Here is a 20035-nt window from a genome sequence, read left to right on the forward strand (position 1 = left end):
TTAGTGGAGTCACGCTCCCATGCATGAAGCCGTCATCGTCGACGCCGTCCGAACTCCGATCGGCCGCGCGCATAAAGACAAGGGAATCTACCGTCACGTCCGGAGCGACGATCTCGCCGCGATCGTCGTCGAGGCGCTGATCGAGCGCTCGGGCATCGATCCTGCCGCGATCGAAGACGTCGTCTTGGGGAACACGCAGCAACAGGGAGAGCAAGGTTTCAACGTCGCGCGCAACGTCGCGCTGCTCGCTGGCTTGCCGACGACGGCGGCCGGCGCGACGGTGAATCGTCTGTGCGGCTCGAGCTTGCAGGCCATCGCGCAAGCTTCGCATTCCGTGATCGCCGGCGGAGAGGATGTGCAGATCGTCGGGGGGTTGGAGCACATGCTGCATATCGCGATGGACAAAGACATCGACATCAACCCAAAGCTGTTTCATCAGACGAGCCGCGGCGCGCTCAACATGGGCTTTACCGCCGAATTTCTCGCACAGACTCAAGAAATCTCGCGAGAAGAACAGGATGCGTTCGCGGTGCGCAGCCATCACCGAGCCGCCGCCGCACAAGCCGGCGGTAAGTTTCGCAGCGAAATAATTCCGGTGTGGGGAAACGACGAAGCCGGGCGGCGCGTGCTCGCAGAAGTGGATCAATGCGTCCGGCCCGATTGCAGCATGGAAGGGCTCGCTGCGCTTAAGCCGGCCTTCATGCCGGTCATCGGCACCGTGACGGCTGGGAATAGTTCGCCGCTCAACGACGGCGCGGCGGCGCTGTTGCTCATGAGTCGCGCAAGGGCCGACGAGCTTGGCTTGAAGCCGCTCGTAAAAGTGCGGGCCACGGCGGTGTGCGGAGTCGATCCGGCGGTGATGGGAACCGGACCGGTTCCGGCGACGCAGAAGGTTCTCAAGCGGGCTGGGCTCTCGCTGAAAGACATCGGCCTGATCGAGCTCAACGAAGCGTTCGCGGCGCAAGCGTTGACGTGTATTCGGATGCTCAAGCTCGATGAAGAGAAAGTGAACGTGCATGGCGGAGCGCTGGCGATCGGACACCCGCTCGGCGCGAGCGGGGCGCGGATCGCCACGACCCTCATCCATGCCATGCTCGATCGAGACGTAGAACTCGGTTTGGCGACGATGTGCATCGGCGTCGGGCAAGGAATCGCCGTCGTCTTCGAGCGGGTTTAGCCGCACTTCTCGCTAGCGCAGTTCGAGTAACTTATGGACACCGTCGTCTCCCGGAATTCGTTGGTGGCGCATTTTGCCGAGAACTTGCGAAACGCGCCGGCGAGACCGTGTATTTGGTTTCGCCGCGACGGAGAGGTCGTCGAACTTGCGTGGCAGGACGTCGGCTGGGATGCCGCACGCTTCGCCGCAGCGCTGAGGAAATTAGGAGTCGTTCGGGGCAATACCGTGGCGCTGGCGTCGCCGAACCGCTACGAATGGATCGTCTGCGATCTCGCGATACTCAGCATCGGTGCGATTCACGTGCCGATTCATGCTTCGCTCAGCGGCCCGCAAATGCGGTTTCAAATCGAAGATTGCCGAGCGAAAGTCGTCGTCGTTGCCGGCGACGAGCAGGCCTCGAAGTTGGCCGGGGTCGGGGCTATCTCGGATGTCTGCTACGCGGCGTTCGACCCAACGACCGTGCGAGTGAACGACGCGCCGATACCAAGATTGGTCGAGATCGCCGAGGGGTGCGACGACGAGTCGACATTCGTTTCCGTTGCTGCGACTGAGCCTGCGACGATTCTTTACACTTCAGGGACGACCGGCGAACCGAAGGGAGTGGTCCTTTCGCACGGCAACTTGACGACGAATGCCGAAGCGATGGTGCGCGGATTTCAGCGCGACGAAGTCGATCGCAGGATGAATTTGCTGCCGCTGAGCCATGTGTTTGCGCGCACGTGCGATGTGTATACGTGGATCGTCGGCGGATCGGAGTTGGCGCTGGCCGACACGCCGCAAACGGCGCTCGCCGATTGTGCGACGTTTCGGCCGACGCTCTTGAACGGGGTGCCGTATTTCTACGAGCGCGTGATGCGCCGGCTGATCGAAAGCGGTAAGTCGGAGGTGCCCGGCGCGTTGAAGCAACTGTTCGGTGGACGGATGCGGCATTGCTGCTCGGGAAGCGCGCCGTTGCCGGAGCACGTCGCAAGTTTCTACGCCGAGCATGGCGTGTTGCTGACGCAAGGTTACGGGCTCACGGAATCGTCGCCGGTGATTACGATGAGCACGCCGACGATCCATCGGGTCGGCACGGTCGGCCAGGCCATCGAACGGGCCGAGGTGCGCATCGCCGACGACGGAGAGATTCTCACGCGCGGGCCACATGTGATGCTCGGCTATTGGAACCGGCCGAAGGAGACCGCCGCGGCTTTAAAAAACGGCTGGCTGCATACCGGCGATCTCGGCATGCTCGATGCCGACGGTTTCCTGCGCATCACCGGTCGGAAGAAAGAACTGATCGTGACGAGTGGGGGGAAGAAGATCGTGCCGTCGATGGTCGAGGCGGCGGTCACGGCCGATCCGTTGTTCCGTCAAGCGGTCGTCGTCGGCGATGGACGGAACTATTTGACGGCCCTGCTGGTGCCGTGCCGTGCGACGTTGGCGAGTGCGCTCGCGACGGCGGCCGGAGAGTCGGCCGACGGCAACGTCGAGCGGCCGGACTTGTTGCAGCGTGCGGAAGTTCGTGCGCTGGTCGAAGATCGGCTTCGAGCTTGCCTTGCGCATCTGTCGCCTTATGAGCAAGTGCGGCGGTTTGTGCTTTTGGAGCAAGAGTTTTCCGTCGAGCGCGGCGAGCTGACGCTGACGCTTAAGCTGCGTAGGGCGCAAATCGCGGCGAATTACGCTACGCAGATCGAGCGACTCTACGCAGCCGAAATCCGACCGAATGCGTAGAATAGAGTAGCCTAGCCGCACCGCTTCGTTCGCCTTTCATGTTAGGATTCGCCGCCGTGACTACCGCCGATAAGCCTGCCGCCGACGAAGGAAAATCGTTTGCCGAGACCGCGCTGAAGATGGGGGGCAAGAGCGACGACGAAGCCCGCCGCACCGGGGCGATCGACAAGGCCGACGACCAGGTCGAATCGCTCTTCGCGCCGCAATATCAGACGACGGCGAGCCCTGCCCATCGGGCCGTTTGGGATGAAGCCGGAGTGCCGATCGATTTGTTCGCGTTCGAGCCGGAGCCGACGCCGCCGCATGTGCAGAAGGTGATGGACGACTCGCTGGCCGTGGTGCGCAAGTTTAAGCAAAGCGGCACGCTGTTGAACGCCGAAGGAAAAGTGACCGACGAAGTGCTCGCGGCACTCGGGACCGCCGGTTATTGGGGCTTGCTCGTCGATCGTGAATTCGGCGGCAGCGGCGCCCCGTTTTCCGTGTTCGCGCCGTTTCTCTCGCGCATGGCGATGCTCGACCCGACGATCGCCGGAATGGCGAGCGTGCATGGTTGCATCGGCGCGGTCGATCCGGTGCGCACGTTCGGCAACGCCGAGCAGAAACGCCGCTACTTACCGCCCTTGGCGAGCGGTGCGAAGCTCTCCGGATTCGCTCTCACCGAGCCATGGGCCGGCAGCGACCTCACGGCGCTCCGAACGCGCGCGGTGCGCGAAGGAAACGAATTCGTCGTCAACGGTGAAAAGCTGTTCATCACGAACGTCGTACCGGGGCGAACGCTCGGGCTCGTCTGCCTCATCGAGAACAAACCGGCGGTGCTCGTCGTCGATCTGCCCACGGAAGAAAATGAGCATTTCCAGCTGAAGAAGTACGGACTCTACGCACTGAAGCACACTTACAATCGCGGCATTATCTTCCGCAATTTCCGTGTGCCTGTCGCGAACTTGCTCACTCCGCCGCGCGGCGATGGATTGACGATCGCCTATCACGGCTTGAATCTCGGGCGGACGGCATTGTGTGCGACGGCGGCCGGCAGCATGCGCAATATGCTTGCCGAAATGTTGCCGTGGGCGAAGTTTCGGCGCACGTACGGCGAAGAGATCGTCGAGCGCGAGTTGGTGCAGCGGCGCATCGGTCGGCTTGCGGGCCTGATCGTCGCGGCCGATGCGCTGACTGCCTGGTGCTCATCGCTCATCGACCACGGCTATCGCGGCGAGATGGAATGCATCATCGCCAAGATCTTCGGGAGCGAGATGCAGAAGGAAGCCGCCATCGAACTACTGATGAAGACGCACGGCGGGCGCTCGTTCCTGCAAGGACACCTCTTCGGCGACAACGTGCATGAATATCTCGCCCCGTGCATCTACGAGGGAGAAGGTGAAATGCTCGGCATGGCGTTCTTTAAGTCGCTCGTGAAGCAACACGGCACGGAATACTTCGAGCCGATCGGCAAGACGCTCGTCGCGGCGAAGATCAAGAAGCCCGATCTTAAGAATCCGGCGCATCTATGGACCTTGCGCAAGCCGATGCTGCACTACGGCAAATGGATGCTCGGGCGGAAATTGCATAGCCGCAAAGCGTCGTTGCCGCCGATGCCCGAGGCGCTGCGACGCCATGCGGAATTCGCCATCGCGTTTCTTAACGGCTCGGCTTTGGAGATCAGCGGCGTGATGCGGAAGCATCAATTGGCTTTGGCGGATCGGCAGTGTCGAATGTCGGAAACATCGGCCCGCGTGCAAACGGCGATCGTGATGCTTTGCACGAGCCTGTACGCTGCGCGGCACACCGACGACATGGTGCGCTCGGCGGCCGATTGCGTTTGCCAAGATTTTGCGAGATCGCTGACCGGCAAGCGTGTGGAAGATCGTTACTTCCGCGTGGTAACGAAACTCGGCGAGCAAGTCGCCGCCGGCGGTTTCTCGCCGCTCGAAGGGACGCAGGCGGGCGAGATACTGATGGGATACAAAAACGAGTAAAATATTGTTGAGCGGCGAGTGCTGGAGTGTTTATATAGTTCTCAGGCCGATGTTCTAGCGCGAGAAACGTTCCATGATTCGTCGAGTTCCCGACAGCCCTAAGCTTCCACCTATCGACGTGTCGGCGTATCGCGGTAAATGGATCGCGATCGATTCGAAAACGCACAAGGTTCTCGGGCATGGGGATTCCCCAGCATCGGCGACGAAGAAGCTTGCGCTGAAAAATATCGAGCCGTTACTGTATTTCGTTTCCTCGTCCGATGCATACTTCGTCGGAAGCGGCGCATGATTTTTCCGTACCTCGAAGTGGTACGCCACGGTGGAGTCCGGTCGCTGCCGATCATTCCGATCCGATTACACGGTCCGCTCAGACATGTCGATTTACTGGCGCTCGTGGATTCCGGCGCAGAGCAGAGCGTCGTCAACTTTAAACTGATCGAATATCTAGGGCTCGCCGCCGAAGGGGCAGTCGTCGTTCAAATTATCGGAGTGGGCGGCAAGGAGAGTCGCGGCTACGTGATCGACGTGGATCACCAACTCAGGAATTATCGCTGGCAAGCGCCGGTCGTATTCTCCGAAGCAATCGAAGCCCCGGTGATTCTCGGTCAGGCGGGATTCTTTGAGCACTTCAACGTAACGTTTAAGCGGCGCTCGGCGTTGATGGACATTCGACGAACGAGATAGATAGCCGGTGTTGCTCTCAGAAGCTCTTGCAGCCAAGTTACCGGCTCATGCTCGCCGCCACGACCAGTGCCGAGACGCCCCACCACAGAGTCGCGGCGATCAATAAGCTTTTCATGATGAATAAATTGCGGGCCATGGAACACCTCGGGGAGCTTTTGAGGATCGGCGTTCGAGGTTGCAACTGCCTCGTATCGCCATGAACTCTCAAGCGCGGGGGCGGGGCGAGTGTTACTTCGCGGCGCGAGGATTTTCGCGAAACCGCAAGCGTGGCGGGAGTGTTGAGCGGCACTGCGGTGCCAGGTGAGTAGCCGACCCCTGGCCCCCGACCCCTGCTCACTACAGCGTCGGCCCGATGCTCCAGGGGGCGAATTCTTCTTCGCCGATGCCGTGTTGTTCGCTCTTGGTTTTTTTGCCGCCGGCGACTTCGAGAACGAGCTCGAAGATCTGCTTGCCCACTTCGGCGAGCGGCGTCCCCTGGCTCAAGACCACTCCGGCATCGAAGTCCATGTCGTCGATCATCCGCTCGTACATCGGTGTGTTCGTGGCGATCTTGATCGACGGCGTCGGCTTGCAGCCGAAGCAACTGCCCCGGCCGGTCGTGAAGGCAACGACGTTGCAACCGCCGGCGACGAGGCCCGTCACACTTACGGGATCGAGGCCCGGCGTATCCATGAAGACGAACCCGCGGCTCTTGATTTGCTCGGCGTAAAGGACGACGTCGTTGAGCGCGGTCGAGCCGGCCTTCGCCATCGCACCGAGCGACTTTTCGTAGATGGTCGTCAGGCCTCCTTCTTTGTTGCCGGTCGAGGGATTGTTATCGAGCCGCGCGCCGAACATAGCCGCGTACTTCTCCCACCAGCGAATCCGCTCGACGAGTTTCTTGCCGACCTCGGGGGTGCGAGCCCGCTTCGTCAGCAAGTGTTCGGCGCCGTAAGTCTCCGAGGTTTCCGCAAGCACCGTCGTGCCTCCGCAAGCTACTAAGAGATCGCTCGCGATGCCGAGCGCCGGGTTGGCAGTGACGCCGGAGTTGCCGTCGGAGCCGCCGCAGTTGAGCCCGAGCACGATTTCGCTGGCCGGGATCGACTCGCGGCGCACATCGTTCACGCGCGGCAGCAACTCGTTGATCTGCCGCAATCCTTCGTCGATGGTCTTCTGCGTGCCGCCGAGTTCTTGCATGACGAGGACCGGCGTCTTCGTCTTCGAGCCGTTGTCGTTCTTCAAGCCGGAGATCTGCACAAGGCCGCGCGTATCGACTAAGTAAGGAAGCGAAGCGGTTTCGCAGCCGAGGCCGATCAACAAGTACGCGCCGATATTCGGATGATGGGCGAAGCCGGCGAGCGTGCGATTGAGTTGCTCGTGGTCGTCGCCGCCGAACTGCATGCCGCAGCCCCCTTTATGGACGAGCGGTAGCACGCCGTCGACATGAGGAAATTGCTTGAGCACGTCTTTGTTGAATCGGGCCGCGATGTATTTACTGACCGAAGCCGAACAGTTCACGTTCGAGACGATGGCGAGATAGTTGCGCGTGCCGACACGGCCGTCAGGCCGACGATAGCCTGGGAAGGTGCGGTCGGTGATCGGCGTCGGATCGGCGGGGATCTCGGTCGAGTATTCGTACTGCCGCTCGAAGATCGTGGCCGTCAGGTTGTGCATGTGGACCCAATTGCCCGGCTCGATCGGCTGCGAGGCGAAGCCGATGGTTTCGCCGTAGCGCGTGACCGGTCCCCCTTTAGGGACGGCGGTCAACGCGATCTTATGACCCATCCGCACGGCACCATCGAGCACGACGGTCTTGCCGCCGGCAGTTGCTTTGTCGCCCGCAACGAGATTGCGTACGGCAATGCAGACATTGTCGGCAGGGTGGAGTTGCAAGACATCGGGCACAGAGGCTGCGACGGCGGGCATAAAGGAATGTCTCAAGTGCGAAAGGAATCGGGCGATCGGCGGGGGTAGGCCGATCTTGGGTCCGGATCGGCTGCCGGCGGGAAACGCTACTTTTACCCTACCGCCGCTAGGCCGCGTCGTCTATCCCTGCCGCCTAGTAGCCGGCGGCGTTATCCCTTCGGCCTGTCGAGGGTTAGCTGCTTTGCCGCCGGTGACATTTCGGAATCGGAGTGCGAAATCGGAGCCGTGGTCGGGAATCATTCGCTTGGCGACGACGTCTATAATAAGGCTGCAACGAAACGTGGTAGAATAGTCGATAGTATCGGCAGCGCTTCCGAACAGCCCTTTTCTCAGTGAGTGCGACGACGCGCATGGCAAGTGGTGCCGCAAAGCCTCGATCCGGTTCATCCGATGGTTCGCGCGGGGAAGCTTCTCGCGGGGGTGGCCCGCGCTCGGCCGGTCGGGTCATCGAATACCAAGCCTACATCGACGGCCAACTTCGCAAGACGCGGAGCCGTGTGAAATGGGTCGATCTGGGATCGAGCCTCACTCTGCTCGCCATCGGCGTGCTGGCCTATCTGCTCGTCGCTGCCGTGATCGATCATTGGGTCGTGCCGGGGGGCTTAGGATTCTCCGGACGCTTGCTGCTGTGCATCGGCTTGGTCGGCGGCGCGGCTTATCACTTGGTTGGTCGCTTTGCTCCTTTGCTGCTGCGCAAAGTAAATCCGGTCTACGCGGCCGAGGCGATCGAGCGCGGTCAGCCGATGAAGAACTCGCTGATTAACTTTCTGTTGCTACGGAAGCAGCCGAACCTCTCGTCGGAGTCGATGCTGGAGGCGATGAAGGAGCAAGCGGCCGTGCGACTCTCGGCCGTGCCGGCCGATGCTCCGGTCGACCGGACGGCGCTCATCCGCCTCGGCTACGTGTTGTGCGCGGTTCTAATCGCCGCCGTGGTTTACGCTTTGGCCGGTCCGAAGGATGCGATTCGATCCGTGAATCGGGTCATCGCCCCTTGGGCCGATCTTGCGCCGTCGACACGCGTGAAGATCGTCGAACTGACGCCGGCCGACGTCGAACGGCGGCGCGATGAGGTCGTCGAAGTGAAAGTACGCACGAAGAACATGCGCGCCACGGATGAAGCCGTGGTCTTTTACTCGAACTCCGGGAAGCCGGAAGACGACATCGCCGTGCCGCTCCGATCGGATGACGTGCTGCATTGGTCGGCGACCATTCCCGGCGGCAGCGAAGGGCTTAAGCAAGACTTGTACTACTACGTTCGGCTCGGTGATACCGAATCGCCCCGCTATCGCATTCGCGTCGCCGCCACGCCGGTTATTACGGTCGGTCGCGTGCAGTACGAGTATCCCGCTTACACGGGCTTGCCGCCGCGCATCGTCGAGCGCCAAGGAGATTTGAAAGGTTTGGAAGGGACGCGCGTCGTCCTTACGGCCGAGACGAACCAACAGATCCGTTCGGCGTTCGTGGCCTTCGATGCGGCGCGCAATCGCGATGTGGAATTGACGCCCGATGAAAACAAATTGAAAGCGACTGGAAGCTTCGAGCTGGCGCTGACGAAGGATCGGAAGCGGCCTGCACATACGTCGTATATGCTGCGGTTTGCGAATATCGACGGGCAAGAAAATCCGAAGCCGATCGAGCACAAGATCGACGTCACGGCCGATCAAGCTCCGGAAGTAAAAGTGATCGAGCCGACGAGCCCGGCCTCGCAAGAGTTGCAGGTGCCGCTCGGTGCGCCGTTGCGCATTACGCTGGCGGCGCGCGATCCCGACTTCAAGCTTGCCGACCTGGCCGTGGTCTTTGAGCGCGGGGGCGTACCGCTACGCGAAGAGCGCATGCTCGCGGAACCGCGCGACGGCGACTTCTCGAATACGGTCGTGTTCGATGCGGCGCGCTATGGTTTGAAGGTCGGCGATCGGGTGACCTTCCGCGGTCGCGCGAAGGATAACAAAGCGCCGCAGCCGAATATCGCGGAGACGGCGCGCTACACGATCGTCGTCGTTCAAGGCAACGGCGCGGCCGGCCAACCGCCGAAAGCCGGCGAGCAAGGGCAACCGAACCAGCAGCAGAACAATCAACCGCCTGGGAACCAACCTCAAGACCGGAAACCCCAACAAGGCAACGACCCGCAACAAGGGAAGCCTTCGGGTGACCAACCGCAGCCGCCGGCCGGCGACAACCGTGAAGGAAACCAGCAACCGAACGGAAAAGGCACGTCTCCGAACGGCCAGGGAAATCAAAAGGGCCGGCCGCAAAACGAAAATCGCCCTCCGGATCAACAGCCCGGCACCCAGCAGCCCAACGATCCGAAGTCCAATAGCCCGCAACCGAATCAGCAACAGACCCGTGGCGGGCAAAAGGAAGATTCTCGCAACGGACAGCCGCAAGATGCGCCCCGGCCCGGCGAAGGGAAGCAAGACGCCGGCTCGAAGCCGGGAGAGAACGGCGGTGCTAAGAACGGGCAAGACGAGAAGCCGATCGATCCCGAAGTCGATCCCGGGAAGGCAATTCAAGAGCTTAAGGATTTCTTCGACAAGCAGGACGCCAAGGACGAAGCGCAGAACAAGAACGAGCCGGGAAAGCAGCCGAAAGACGAAGGGAAGCAAAACGGTTCGCCGGGAAGCGGCGATAAGAATGAGTCGGGAAATAAGCAACCTTCCGGCAAACAACCCGCTGCCGAATCTGCGAACAAAAAGCCCGACGACCGACAAGGGGCCGGCAAAGAACCCGGCATGAAGGAGGGCTCCGAAAAGGGAACCGAGAAAGGTTCGCAAAAGACGGACGACCCCAACGGCAAAGGTGGCAAGCCGGACCAAGAGAACGGCAAAGAAGGAAAGAAAAACGACGGCCCATCGCAACCCGGCGGACCCTCGGGCGCAGGAAAACAGTCGGGCGGCGACGAGGGGAAGCCCGGCGGCGATCAACAATCGGGCGGCAGCCCGAGCGGCAAGCAATCGGAACGGCCCGGCAGTCAGGCGGGCAGCCCCGGCGGCTCCGAGGGGATGCGCGCCGACGATAAGGCTCAAGGAGCCGCCGAACGTCGTGAAGGGAAAAACGACGGCGGTCGCGAGGTGGAGCGCAAGCCGACCGATGGCAACGGCGGAGAGAAACCGGTAGCGAACGAGAGCCGCAAGCCCGGCGACACGACGGGTGCTAAGCCCGCGGATCGGAACGAGAGTCAACCCGCCGGCGAAAAGAACGGCTCGGAAGCTCCGATGCCGGGCACAGGTTCGAAACCGAACGGGGAAGGTAAGGAAGCACCGCCGAAAACAGGCACGGCGAACGAAGGTAATCCCACGCCGGATCGTGAAGGCAAGCAATCGGGCGGCGGCGATGGTGGTCAATCGGGAAGCGCATCGTCGAAGCCGGGCGAAAAGTCCGGCGCGAAAAAGAATGCGGAGAAGCCCGGCGAGAAGCCGGTCGGCGAACGTGAAGGGGAGAAGCCTTCGGCCAACAATGGTCAGCCGTCGGGCAATCAAAAAAATCCCGGCGATGTCGGCGGAAGCAATACGAAGAACGAAGGGACTCCTGAAGCGCAAGAAACGAACAAGCCTCGCGACAAGACCGGCGGCGCTGATGCCGGCAGTAAGGAAGAATCTCGCGGCGATCCCGGCAAGTCGCCGAGCGGTAGTAAACAAGAATCGGACGCGCAGGGCCAATCGAGCGGCGATCGTTCGGGCAACGGAGAAGAAGGGGGCGGAATGAAGTCGCCCAAGAAGGGGACCGGCTCGGCTGGCTCGAACACTCCCGGCGATCAAGGCTCCGGCGCAGCCGCTGAAGAGGGAGACTCCGTCACGGGGAACAAGCCGGGCGACAAGGCGCGCGGGCCGGCGCCTTCGGAAGGGAAGCAACCGGGAGGCAAACCTTCGGGCGAAAAGGGAGACGGAAATCAATCGCGAGCCGGCGGAGACCGATCGGGCGGTACGGGCCAACCCCCCGCAGATGCATCGAGAGGAGATCCTTCCGACGATCAAGCGAACCAGGGGGGCCGAGATGCGAAGCCCGGCGAACGCCCTCAGGACGGCGCCGCGCAAGGTGACGGCGGGGGCGGAATTCCCAAAGGACCGAGCGGGGGCCGTTTCGGTCGGACGACCGAGCCTGGGGGCGATGCCGCGAATCTCGACTACACGAAGAAGGTGACCGACCTGACGCTCGATCGCTTGAAGAATCAACTCGACAAGGGGCAAGTCGATCCGGAGTTGTTGAAGAAGTTCGGTTCGCGCGAGGCGCTCGATCAGTTCGCGCGGAAGTGGGACGAAATGCGCCGTGCGGCGCAACAGCCGGGCGCTCAAGGAGATGCGGCCCGTAAGCAATTCCAAGAGACGCTCAAAGGCCTCGGCTTGCAATCGCGGACGACGTCGCAGCAGGGGCGCCGCACGGGGGACGATGATTCGCGCGAACTACGTGGTTCGCGCCGAAGCGAGCCTCCGGCCAAGTTCGCCGATCAGTACCGCGCCTACACGACCGGCATCGGCCAAGCTCCTGCGGAACCGGCCAAAAAGCCGTAAAGCGGTCGTACGGCGGCTCTGCATGTCTATTCGCAGCAGACTTCTTGAGTTCGGCTAAAAAACAGCCGTCAACGGCGATTTTATAGCCGTTCATTTTCAATTCCTTAATCTTGTTTCTTGCAAAACGTACGGTATTAACGTTTTGTAAGTATTTTTACGGACTGGCTTGTCCTTTGCATTGGCGGCGCGGCATTACGTTTTTTTAATGTCTGCATCTAATGAGCAGGAGTAGTTTCCATGTCTGAATCGAAGTCCGTACGTGGGCACAAGCGGAGCGGGTTTACGCTGATCGAACTCGTGGTGGTCATCATCATTCTCGCCACGATCGCCGGCTTCGTCATCCCGCAGGTCGGCATGATCGGCCGCTCGTCCGACATGGCGGCGACGGCGAAAACGCAATCGGACGTCGCCTCGAATATCCAACTCTTCTTCACGCTACAGAAGCGCTACCCGCAAGGGCTAGATTCGTTGCTCGACACCACGGGAACGCTTTATTCCGCGAACACGACCAATGGGGATACGCAGACGCACGGGCTCCCTTACTCGGGCGCGGACGATACCCGTCTGCAGGCCCAACTCGCCAAAGCCACGTTTACCGTCGCGGATAAGACCTACGCTCGCTCGCTGACGCGCGCCGGCTTCGATTGGGTCCACGACCATACCGTTCCGACTGCGCCCGCCACGACGAACTCCAACAACTCCGGCGACGTGTTTCGCGGCCTGATAGCCGATGCCAACGGCACCGGCAACACGGCACCGACGACGATCGACGTCGCCGAGGTCACGGGGGCGGCTCTGTTGCTGAAACTGGTTCCCCAGGGTTTGAAAACCGGAGAGCGCGTCGTCGCGTTCGGCGTGGGGCCGAGGAACACGGCGATCAGCAAAACATTGACGAACTCGCCGACTTATCCCGGCGCCGACGGCAAATACTACGGCCGCTACATCGCCTACTTCAAGGTTTACGCATCGGGAGAACGAGCGGTCATGATCGGCACTTCCGATAGCTACGGTCGGACGCCGGACTACACGCAACAGCAGTTCAACGAATCGCTGCCCGACGGTGGTCGCCAAGGCTAATAGTTGAGGCTTCCGAAGCGGCTTTTGAGTCGTCATCGAACGGAGCGGGGGAGCCGAGTGGTTCCTTCGCTCCGTTTTTTCGTTGAAAAGCTGCAGGCCGTCTTCTTCGGCTTTCCCCCCTGTGTGCGACATAGCGCAGCCCGCATTGCGATTAAAATCGAAAATCTTCCCGGTTGGCGCTTTCCGTCGCCGCGCCGAACGCTTATTTTCTCGGAACGAAGATACCTCTAAAGGGGTGTTCTCGACTGGGCCGTTTCGGTGGCTTTCTCAGCGGCATCGGGCGGGATTCAACCAAGAGCCTACAGCGAGAGATTTCCATGGCAGCGGGTTTGCCAGGGGGGCTTATAGCGCGAAGCCGCCTCGTCACTACCGGGTGTCGAGTTGCGATGCTCGCGTTCGTCGTCGGCATTACGTTTTCCGGCTCCGGTGCATTGCGAGCTCAAACGTCGACTTGGCTGAAGACGACCAGCGGCAACTGGTCGCTCGCGGACAATTGGAGCACGTTGCCGATCGGCGGACCTACGGCGCTGCTGCTTTTCAACGGCAGCGGCGCGCAGGCTTATATCGCGACGAACGACTTGGCCGATCCGTTCTTCATGAACCAGATCGTCCTCAACAGCACTTCGAGCGGCACGCCGACGATCGCCGGCGCGCAATTGCGATTCGTCGGCAGCAATGCGCAGATCAAGCAAGACGGCGGCGGCGCATTTATTTTTACGGCGCCGATCAAATTCGACCTCCCTCTGACGCTCGCCGGCTCAGGCGCCGGCTACGTGACCTTCAACGGTGCGCTGAGCGGCATGGGGGGCATCATCAAGTCCGGCACGAGTACGTTCGTCTTCGGTTCGCCGGCGGCCGATACGTTGTCGAGCAATACCTTCGTCGGCGGGCTCACGATCGCCGACGGCACGATTCGCTTCGATAACACACTCGACACCGGTCCGACGGCGCTGCGCTCGAATCGCATCACGTTCACTTCCGGCGCGGGAAGCCTGCGTTTCGGCGGGCCCTCGGCAACCACGCCGACGGAACTGCGGATCGGAGAAATCTCCGGCGCGGCCGGCCTCGTGCTCGCGCGCACCACGGCGGTCAATGAGAACGCCGGCTTGAACGTCGTCATCACGACTTTGGGCGACGCCTCCTACGGCGGCACGTTTGACAATACGGGAACCGGCGCGGGCCTCGCCACGACGCTCAAGATTCGCGGCGTCGGCAATCAGACGTTTTCCAATTCGGTCGCCGACACTTTCAAGATCAACGGCGACCTCGAAACCTTTCACGGTGCTACGACGACGCTTGCCAACTTCGCGTCGACCGGCACCGCAAGCGCAGGGAAAATCATCTTGAGCGGCGGCACCTTCGTGCTCGATAACGTCGCCAGAAACGACAACGACCGCATTCGCACCTCAGGCACCGTCGATATGGCCGGCGGCGGAACTTTTCGCTTGTTGGGCAATGCTTCGGGCACCGCCGAAGTCTCCGGCCGACTTGAGCTCGGAGATAACAATATGATCGCCCGAGGGGGAGCTTTGAAAATCGAGATCGTGCATATCGCGACGTCGTCTCCCACGACCCTCACGTTCAGCGTCTTCGAAAGAGATTCCTCGTCCAGCCCTCGTTCGACGGTCGACTTTGCGGCGGTCAATGCATCGGGCACGGCCATTCCGCTCGGCGGAGGTGGAACGAATCCGCGCATCATCCTTACGACCGGCGTTCGTCTGACGACGACCAATTTGCTGTTTTCACGCTCGAACTCTTCGGCAAGCAACAACACTTACGGCTATGCGACCGTCAACGGCACCGACTTCGCCACTTATGGTTCTAACGGCGTCGTAGCGGCCGGTTTTACGACGTGGAGCGGAACGGCGAATTCGTCGACGAATTTCAATCTCTCGGTGAATGGAACCACCGGAACCTCTAGTTCGACATTTTCCATCGGCTCTCTGAAGCTTACACCCGCTTCCGGCAGCATCGCGCTCGACATCAACGGCTCCGGAAATCTGCAAACGAACGGGATCTTGCTCGCAGGAAGCAATAACGCCGCGATCACGTCTTCGGGCGGCGGGGGCTGGGTCGGTTTCGGGATGCGCTTCGCTCATGTGCAGTCGGCCGTGCTGACGATCGGCGCTTCGATCGGCAGCGATAACAACCCGCTCGTGAAGGCCGGCGGGGGAACGCTCTACCTCTCGAATACCTCGAACGTCAACTCGACGGCGACCCTCACGATCAACGACGGGGTCGTGCGGGCATCGTCGACGACTCTCCCCACCGGCACGATCGAGTTCCGCGGCGGCGTCCTTGAAGTCACCGGCGGGGGGACGTTCAATCGCGCGCTCGGTACCACTGCCAACACCCTGAACTGGCAGAACGGCACCTTCGATCGAGGGAGCGGCGGCTTCGCAGCCTGGGGTGCGGCCGTGACGATCGATCTGAAAAATCTCGGCGCCGATCAGCTCTCTTGGCGCGAGACGAACTTCGTCGGCGAGGGCTATGCGCTGATCTTCGGCTCGAAAACCGCCGATGCGCGAGTCTCGCTCTTAGACGACTTGAACCTTTCCGAATCCTCGGTTCCATCGCCGGAAACTTACAATGCTCGCGAGATTCAAATCGTCGACAATCCGAATTCGCCGACCGATTTCGCGAGGCTTTCCGGCCAGGTCTCGGGAGCGATTACCGACGATCTCCTGAAGACCGGTGCGGGAATCTTGGAACTAACCAATACCAACACTTACTTAGGCGGCACCATCATCGCCGAAGGATCGCTGCTCGTAGCGAACTCCGCCGGCTTGGGAGATCTTAATGCCGCTTATGTATTGCTAGGCGCGAGAAGCGGTTCGGCCGATGTCGCACTACTGACCAGTAGCACGTCGACTGCCATTACGATCAAACGGGACATTCTCGTTCAGTCCGGCGGCACGGGCAGTGCCATGCTCGGCAACACGATCGCGCTCGACGCCGTGTCGGCATCGAACGCAGTATTTAGCGGCAATATCCTCGTCGGACTCCAAGGAGATTCGCTCGCCAAGAGTCTCAAGTTCACAGCCGTCGCCGGCACCACGGTCACGTTTTCAGGATCGATCACGACGCATTCCGGTTACACGGGAACCGTGTCGATGCAAAAGGTCGGCGGCGGCGATGTGCTGCTCAGCGGTGCGACTTCCTACTCCGGAGCGACTACGGTTTCCGCCGGCAAACTCATCATCGGCACCGGCGGGCTACTCGCGGGGAGCGGCGGAGTTTCCGTTGCCGCCGGCGCTACCTTGATGATCGCCGTCGGCGGACAGATTACCGGCAGCGGCGCGATCAATGTTTCCGGCTCGGCTGCGATCGACAACGCGTCAGTCAATCGCGGAACGGTGATCGTCAACGGCACGGCGGGGACATCGAATGCCTCGATCGTCGTTGGGCAAGGAGGCTTGCTGCAAGGGAACAACGGTGTCGTCAACGGCAGCGTCACGATTCAACGCGGCGGCGGCATCGGGCCGGGCAATAGCGTCGGCACGTTGAACATCAGCGGGCCGTCGTCGAGCACTTGGGAGGCTGGGTCTCATGTCTACTTCGAGTTCCGGCATGCCGGCGGTAATGCTCCCGGAACCGATTGGGATTATCTCAATCTCGGTGCGAGCCATCTGAATATCAACGGCACCGCGGCCGATCCGATTTTCTTGCATATCGATTCTTGGCTCTCGAATAACAACGGCCACGGCTCGAACGATTTCGACTCTGCGACGACGTACTACCATTGGAAATTCGTAACGACCGGCGGCATCGATCTCGCCGCGTCGACCGGCAGCTTCGCCGATCGTTTCATCATCGTCGACGCTACGACCAATGCCGGCGTGTTCGGCACCGGCATCGGAAATCCGGCGACACGGCTGAGCGGATCGTTCTACGTCACGCTCGTCGGCAGCGAGCTTTATCTCGATTACTCGACCGTACCCGAGCCCGGCAGCGCGACGCTGGTCGGGGTTGCGGTCGCCGCGGGCATCTGGCAACGGCGTCGATCGACCTCCGTGTGAATCGGCGGACGGCACGAACGCTCGCGTGCAATGGCCGGCCGAGCGTGTTACGATTCTCAGCGCTTGCCTGAGTCCGTTCGGCCCCGTTTCTGTGAGAACATTGCGATGCCCCTTTCCTATAGTCAGTTCGCCGCCGGAGTTCGCGATGAAACGGCTTTCGCCGTGTTGGCGGTCGCCAAGCGTTTGAAAGCTGCCGGCAAGCAGGTAATCGAACTTGAAATCGGCGATAGCCCTTTCGCTTCGACGCCGGCCGCCAAGCAAGCCGGGCACGACGCGATCACGCAGGATCAATCGCACTATGCCCCCTCGCTTGGATTGCCGACGATGCGGGCGGCGGCAGCCGACTATGTGCGCCGTGAACACGCGATCGACGCGAAGCCGGAGAACATCGTCGTCGGGCCGGGCGCGAAAGTCTTCGAGTTGATCTTCTGCGAGGCGTTCATTGATCCGGGCGACGACGTGCTGATCTTCTCTCCCTACTTTCCCACGTACATGCCGAACATCGCTCGTCGCGGAGGTCGCGTGTGGACGAGCGATTTGAAGCAAAGCAATGAGTTTCGTCCCGAGCCTGCCGAAGTCGAGCGGTTCCTCAAGACGGCTCCGCGTCCGAAGGCGGTCTTTCTCAATAGCCCGCACAACCCGACGGGCGGCGTTGCACATCGCAGCGACCTGCAAGCGATCGCCGACTTAGTGCGCGGGAGCGAGGTTGCCGTATTCAGCGACGAACCGTACGACCAAATGGTCTGGCAAGGAAAGCATCATTCGTTGCTCGCCGAGTCCGGCATGCTGGATCAATGCGTAGCGGCTTACACCTTCAGCAAGTCGTATAGCATGAGCGGCTGGCGTGTCGGATTCGCGGTCGGCTCGAAGCCGACGGTGGAGCTCATGGGTCGATTGTTGAATACGTCGTTGTCGTGCGTTTCTCCGATCGCGCAACTCGCCGCCGCCGCCGCGCTGAACAACGACGACGCTCCCCGCGCCGAACAGATGCAGGCGTTTCGCGCTAAGTTGCATTTGCTGATCGACGGCATCAACACGATCGACGGCTTTCATTGCCTCGCGCCGAAGAGCACGTTTTACGCCTTTCCGAACGTCGCCGGTATCTGCAACCAAAACCGGATCACTTCGCATGGGTTGGCGATGTATCTGCTCGAAGGGGCCGACGATGCGCGCGGCGTCGCATGCCTTGGAGGCGAATGCTTCGGACCCGCCGGCGGGGGCTTCCTGCGATTTAGTTGCGCCGAGCCCGACGACAAACTTCTCGAAGCGGTCGAATTCATCCGCCATGCGATCACGCAACAGGACCGCATCGCGGCGTATCTTGCCGCGCACGCCGAGTATCGTCTTGCGAGCCCTTACGCCGCTTAGCGGACGTCGTTGCCGCGGCTCAGCCCTGGCCGAGAAGTTCGATCAGCATCCGCACCATGCAACCCGAGCCGCCGATGTCGGCCCAGGGTCTCGGTTTCTCGTAGTAAGCAGGTCCGGCGATATCGAGATGGACCCAAGGGGTGCCGTCGACGAACTCTTCGAGAAACTTGGCGGCCGTGATCGCTCCCCCCCAACGACCGTCGCCGGTGTTTTTGATGTCGGCGATTTCGGTGCGGATATGTTCCGAATACTCGGGAAACATCGGCATTTGCCAGAGAGGTTCGCCGGTCGCACGGGCCGCAGCGACGACGGAGTCGCACCACGGTTGGTTGTTCGAGAATGCTCCGACCGTGTCGTTGCCGAGCGCCACGACGCAGGCGCCGGTAAGAGTCGCCAGATCGATGATCTTCGCCGGGGCGCGATCGAGCGCCACGTTCAAGACGTCGGCCAAGACCAGTCGCCCCTCGGCATCGGTGTTCAAGACTTCGATCGTCTTGCCGGAGCGCGCGGTAAGGACGTCGCCGAGCTTCATCGCCGAGCCGCCGAGCATGTTCTCGATCAGGCCCGCGAAGCCGATGAGGTTGACGGGGAGCTTCAATCGCGCCGCAGCTTGCACGACGGCCAGCATCGTCGCCGCGCCGGCCATGTCGCACTTCATCGTGGTCATGCCGTCGGTCGGCTTGAGCGAGAGGCCGCCGGAGTCGAATGTGACCCCTTTCCCGACGAGCGCGATCGGCGGTTCCCCCGCTTTGCCTCCTCGGTATTCGACGATAAACAATCGCGGAGGGCGATCCGACCCCTTCGCCACGGAACAAAGCGAGTGGCAACGTTCGGCCGTGAGCTTAGGAAGATCCCAGACTTCATACGTCAGGCCTTCCGCTTGAGCGACCGCGACCGCTTCGGCGACGAACGTCTCGGGATACAGCACATCCGGCGGCTCATTCACGAGGCGGCGGGCAAGGTTGATCGCGTCGCCGATGATCGTACCGCGCTCGATCGCCTTAGAGTCGGCACCATGCCAGAGAAGCTGCTCGAACGAGAAGCGTTTCTTTTCGCGCCGATAAAGATCGCTGCCGACGGTGCCGACCATTGCCCCGGCGATTCCCGCCGCGGCATGCTGACTGCCGGCGTCGCCGAGATAAAAGACGACGGTATTGCGCACTTTGCCCGATAGATGCCGAGCCGCGGCCGCAGCCGTGCGATAAGCCGTTCCTTCCTCGAACTTCGCCGCATCCCCGAGGCCGACGACGAGCACCAGCGGCGTTGTGATTCCCGGCACACCGTGCAGCGCCGTGAGTTCGTAGAGCCGACCGGTCGCCTCGCGCCGCGAGATTAGGCCGGCGATCAGACCCGCACCCGCTTCATCGATCTGGCGGGCTGCGGCGGTGAGAGTTCCGTCGGACCAAATGCCGACGACCAACGCATCGGCATTCACGTCTTGAGGGGAGTGAGGTGTCGAGATGACTTTCATGGGGGGCGTGTTCCTGAGGCGCGAATTCATCGCGGTTGTGACGAATCGGTAATCTGCAATCGAAACTATTTTCAGCCGCTAACGGGATTAATACTCCATTTTTGCCGGCAGGCATTTACCGTTGCAGGTAGAATCACGTTTTA

Annotated in this window: 11 protein-coding genes; 9 read left to right on the forward strand and 2 right to left on the reverse strand. The window is 61.3% G+C overall.

The features are described from left to right. Positions 1-19: 19 nt before the first annotated feature. From fadA to K8U03_24020, 5 genes are all read left to right on the forward strand, one after another. Entirely contained in the window at positions 20-1177 is a 1158-nt protein-coding gene (fadA, locus tag K8U03_24000) for an acetyl-CoA C-acyltransferase FadA (GenBank protein MCE9607960.1), read from the forward strand. Between the two features lie 33 nt (positions 1178-1210). Further along, complete coding sequence (locus tag K8U03_24005; protein MCE9607961.1) at positions 1211-2890, forward strand: AMP-dependent synthetase/ligase; 1680 nt, start codon at positions 1211-1213, stop codon at positions 2888-2890. A gap of 38 nt (positions 2891-2928) precedes the next feature. Further along, complete coding sequence (locus K8U03_24010; GenBank protein ID MCE9607962.1) at positions 2929-4863, forward strand: acyl-CoA/acyl-ACP dehydrogenase; 1935 nt, start codon at positions 2929-2931, stop codon at positions 4861-4863. Positions 4864-4936: 73 nt separating this feature from the next. After that, on the forward strand, positions 4937-5152 hold the full coding sequence (locus tag K8U03_24015) for a DUF5678 domain-containing protein (GenBank protein ID MCE9607963.1): 216 nt from the start codon (positions 4937-4939) through the stop codon (positions 5150-5152). Further along, a complete protein-coding gene (locus K8U03_24020; protein MCE9607964.1) occupies positions 5149-5547 on the forward strand; it encodes a hypothetical protein in 399 nt (132 codons plus the stop codon). The genes K8U03_24015 and K8U03_24020 overlap by 4 nt, the downstream gene beginning before the upstream one ends. A gap of 336 nt (positions 5548-5883) precedes the next feature. On the opposite strand, the gene K8U03_24025 is transcribed toward K8U03_24020, so the two are convergent. Next, entirely contained in the window at positions 5884-7452 is a 1569-nt protein-coding gene (locus tag K8U03_24025; GenBank protein MCE9607965.1) for an altronate dehydratase family protein, read from the reverse strand. Between the two features lie 350 nt (positions 7453-7802). Here K8U03_24025 and K8U03_24030 point away from each other — a divergent pair, with 350 nt between their 5' ends. The 4 genes from K8U03_24030 to K8U03_24045 all read left to right on the forward strand — a co-directional run bounded on the left by K8U03_24030 (position 7803) and on the right by K8U03_24045 (position 18421). After that, the gene (locus K8U03_24030; GenBank protein ID MCE9607966.1) at positions 7803-11957 is read left to right on the forward strand and encodes a hypothetical protein; all 4155 of its coding nucleotides are present in this window, start codon (positions 7803-7805) and stop codon (positions 11955-11957) included. A gap of 237 nt (positions 11958-12194) precedes the next feature. Then, positions 12195-13034, forward strand: a complete 840-nt coding sequence (locus K8U03_24035; GenBank protein MCE9607967.1) for a type II secretion system GspH family protein — start codon at positions 12195-12197, stop codon at positions 13032-13034. 386 nt (positions 13035-13420) lie between these two features. Beyond that, positions 13421-17053, forward strand: a complete 3633-nt coding sequence (locus tag K8U03_24040) for an autotransporter-associated beta strand repeat-containing protein (GenBank protein MCE9607968.1) — start codon at positions 13421-13423, stop codon at positions 17051-17053. A 105-nt stretch (positions 17054-17158) separates the two neighbouring features. Beyond that, positions 17159-18421: an aminotransferase class I/II-fold pyridoxal phosphate-dependent enzyme gene (locus K8U03_24045; protein MCE9607969.1), complete on the forward strand. Its 1263-nt coding sequence runs from the start codon at positions 17159-17161 to the stop codon at positions 18419-18421. A 19-nt stretch (positions 18422-18440) separates the two neighbouring features. Here K8U03_24045 and K8U03_24050 read toward each other — a convergent pair whose 3' ends face one another. Beyond that, positions 18441-19892, reverse strand: a complete 1452-nt coding sequence (locus K8U03_24050) for a leucyl aminopeptidase (GenBank protein ID MCE9607970.1) — start codon at positions 19890-19892, stop codon at positions 18441-18443. Between the last annotated feature and the right edge of the window lie 143 nt (positions 19893-20035).

The sequence above is a fragment of the Planctomycetia bacterium genome, from assembly GCA_021413845.1.
In the GTDB taxonomy this organism is placed as follows: domain Bacteria; phylum Planctomycetota; class Planctomycetia; order Pirellulales; family PNKZ01; genus PNKZ01.

What these genes read in the sequence shown, in the direction of transcription:
- fadA (MCE9607960.1), top strand. Translation starts at nt 20, where the DNA reads ATGCATGAAGCCGTCATCGTCGACGCCGTCCGAACTCCGATCGGCCGC.
- K8U03_24005 (MCE9607961.1), top strand. Translation starts at nt 1,211, where the DNA reads ATGGACACCGTCGTCTCCCGGAATTCGTTGGTGGCGCATTTTGCCGAG.
- K8U03_24010 (MCE9607962.1), top strand. Translation starts at nt 2,929, where the DNA reads ATGTTAGGATTCGCCGCCGTGACTACCGCCGATAAGCCTGCCGCCGAC.
- K8U03_24015 (MCE9607963.1), top strand. Translation starts at nt 4,937, where the DNA reads ATGATTCGTCGAGTTCCCGACAGCCCTAAGCTTCCACCTATCGACGTG.
- K8U03_24020 (MCE9607964.1), top strand. Translation starts at nt 5,149, where the DNA reads ATGATTTTTCCGTACCTCGAAGTGGTACGCCACGGTGGAGTCCGGTCG.
- K8U03_24025 (MCE9607965.1), bottom strand. Translation starts at nt 7,452, where the DNA reads ATGCCCGCCGTCGCAGCCTCTGTGCCCGATGTCTTGCAACTCCACCCT.
- K8U03_24030 (MCE9607966.1), top strand. Translation starts at nt 7,803, where the DNA reads ATGGCAAGTGGTGCCGCAAAGCCTCGATCCGGTTCATCCGATGGTTCG.
- K8U03_24035 (MCE9607967.1), top strand. Translation starts at nt 12,195, where the DNA reads ATGTCTGAATCGAAGTCCGTACGTGGGCACAAGCGGAGCGGGTTTACG.
- K8U03_24040 (MCE9607968.1), top strand. Translation starts at nt 13,421, where the DNA reads ATGCTCGCGTTCGTCGTCGGCATTACGTTTTCCGGCTCCGGTGCATTG.
- K8U03_24045 (MCE9607969.1), top strand. Translation starts at nt 17,159, where the DNA reads ATGCCCCTTTCCTATAGTCAGTTCGCCGCCGGAGTTCGCGATGAAACG.
- K8U03_24050 (MCE9607970.1), bottom strand. Translation starts at nt 19,892, where the DNA reads ATGAAAGTCATCTCGACACCTCACTCCCCTCAAGACGTGAATGCCGAT.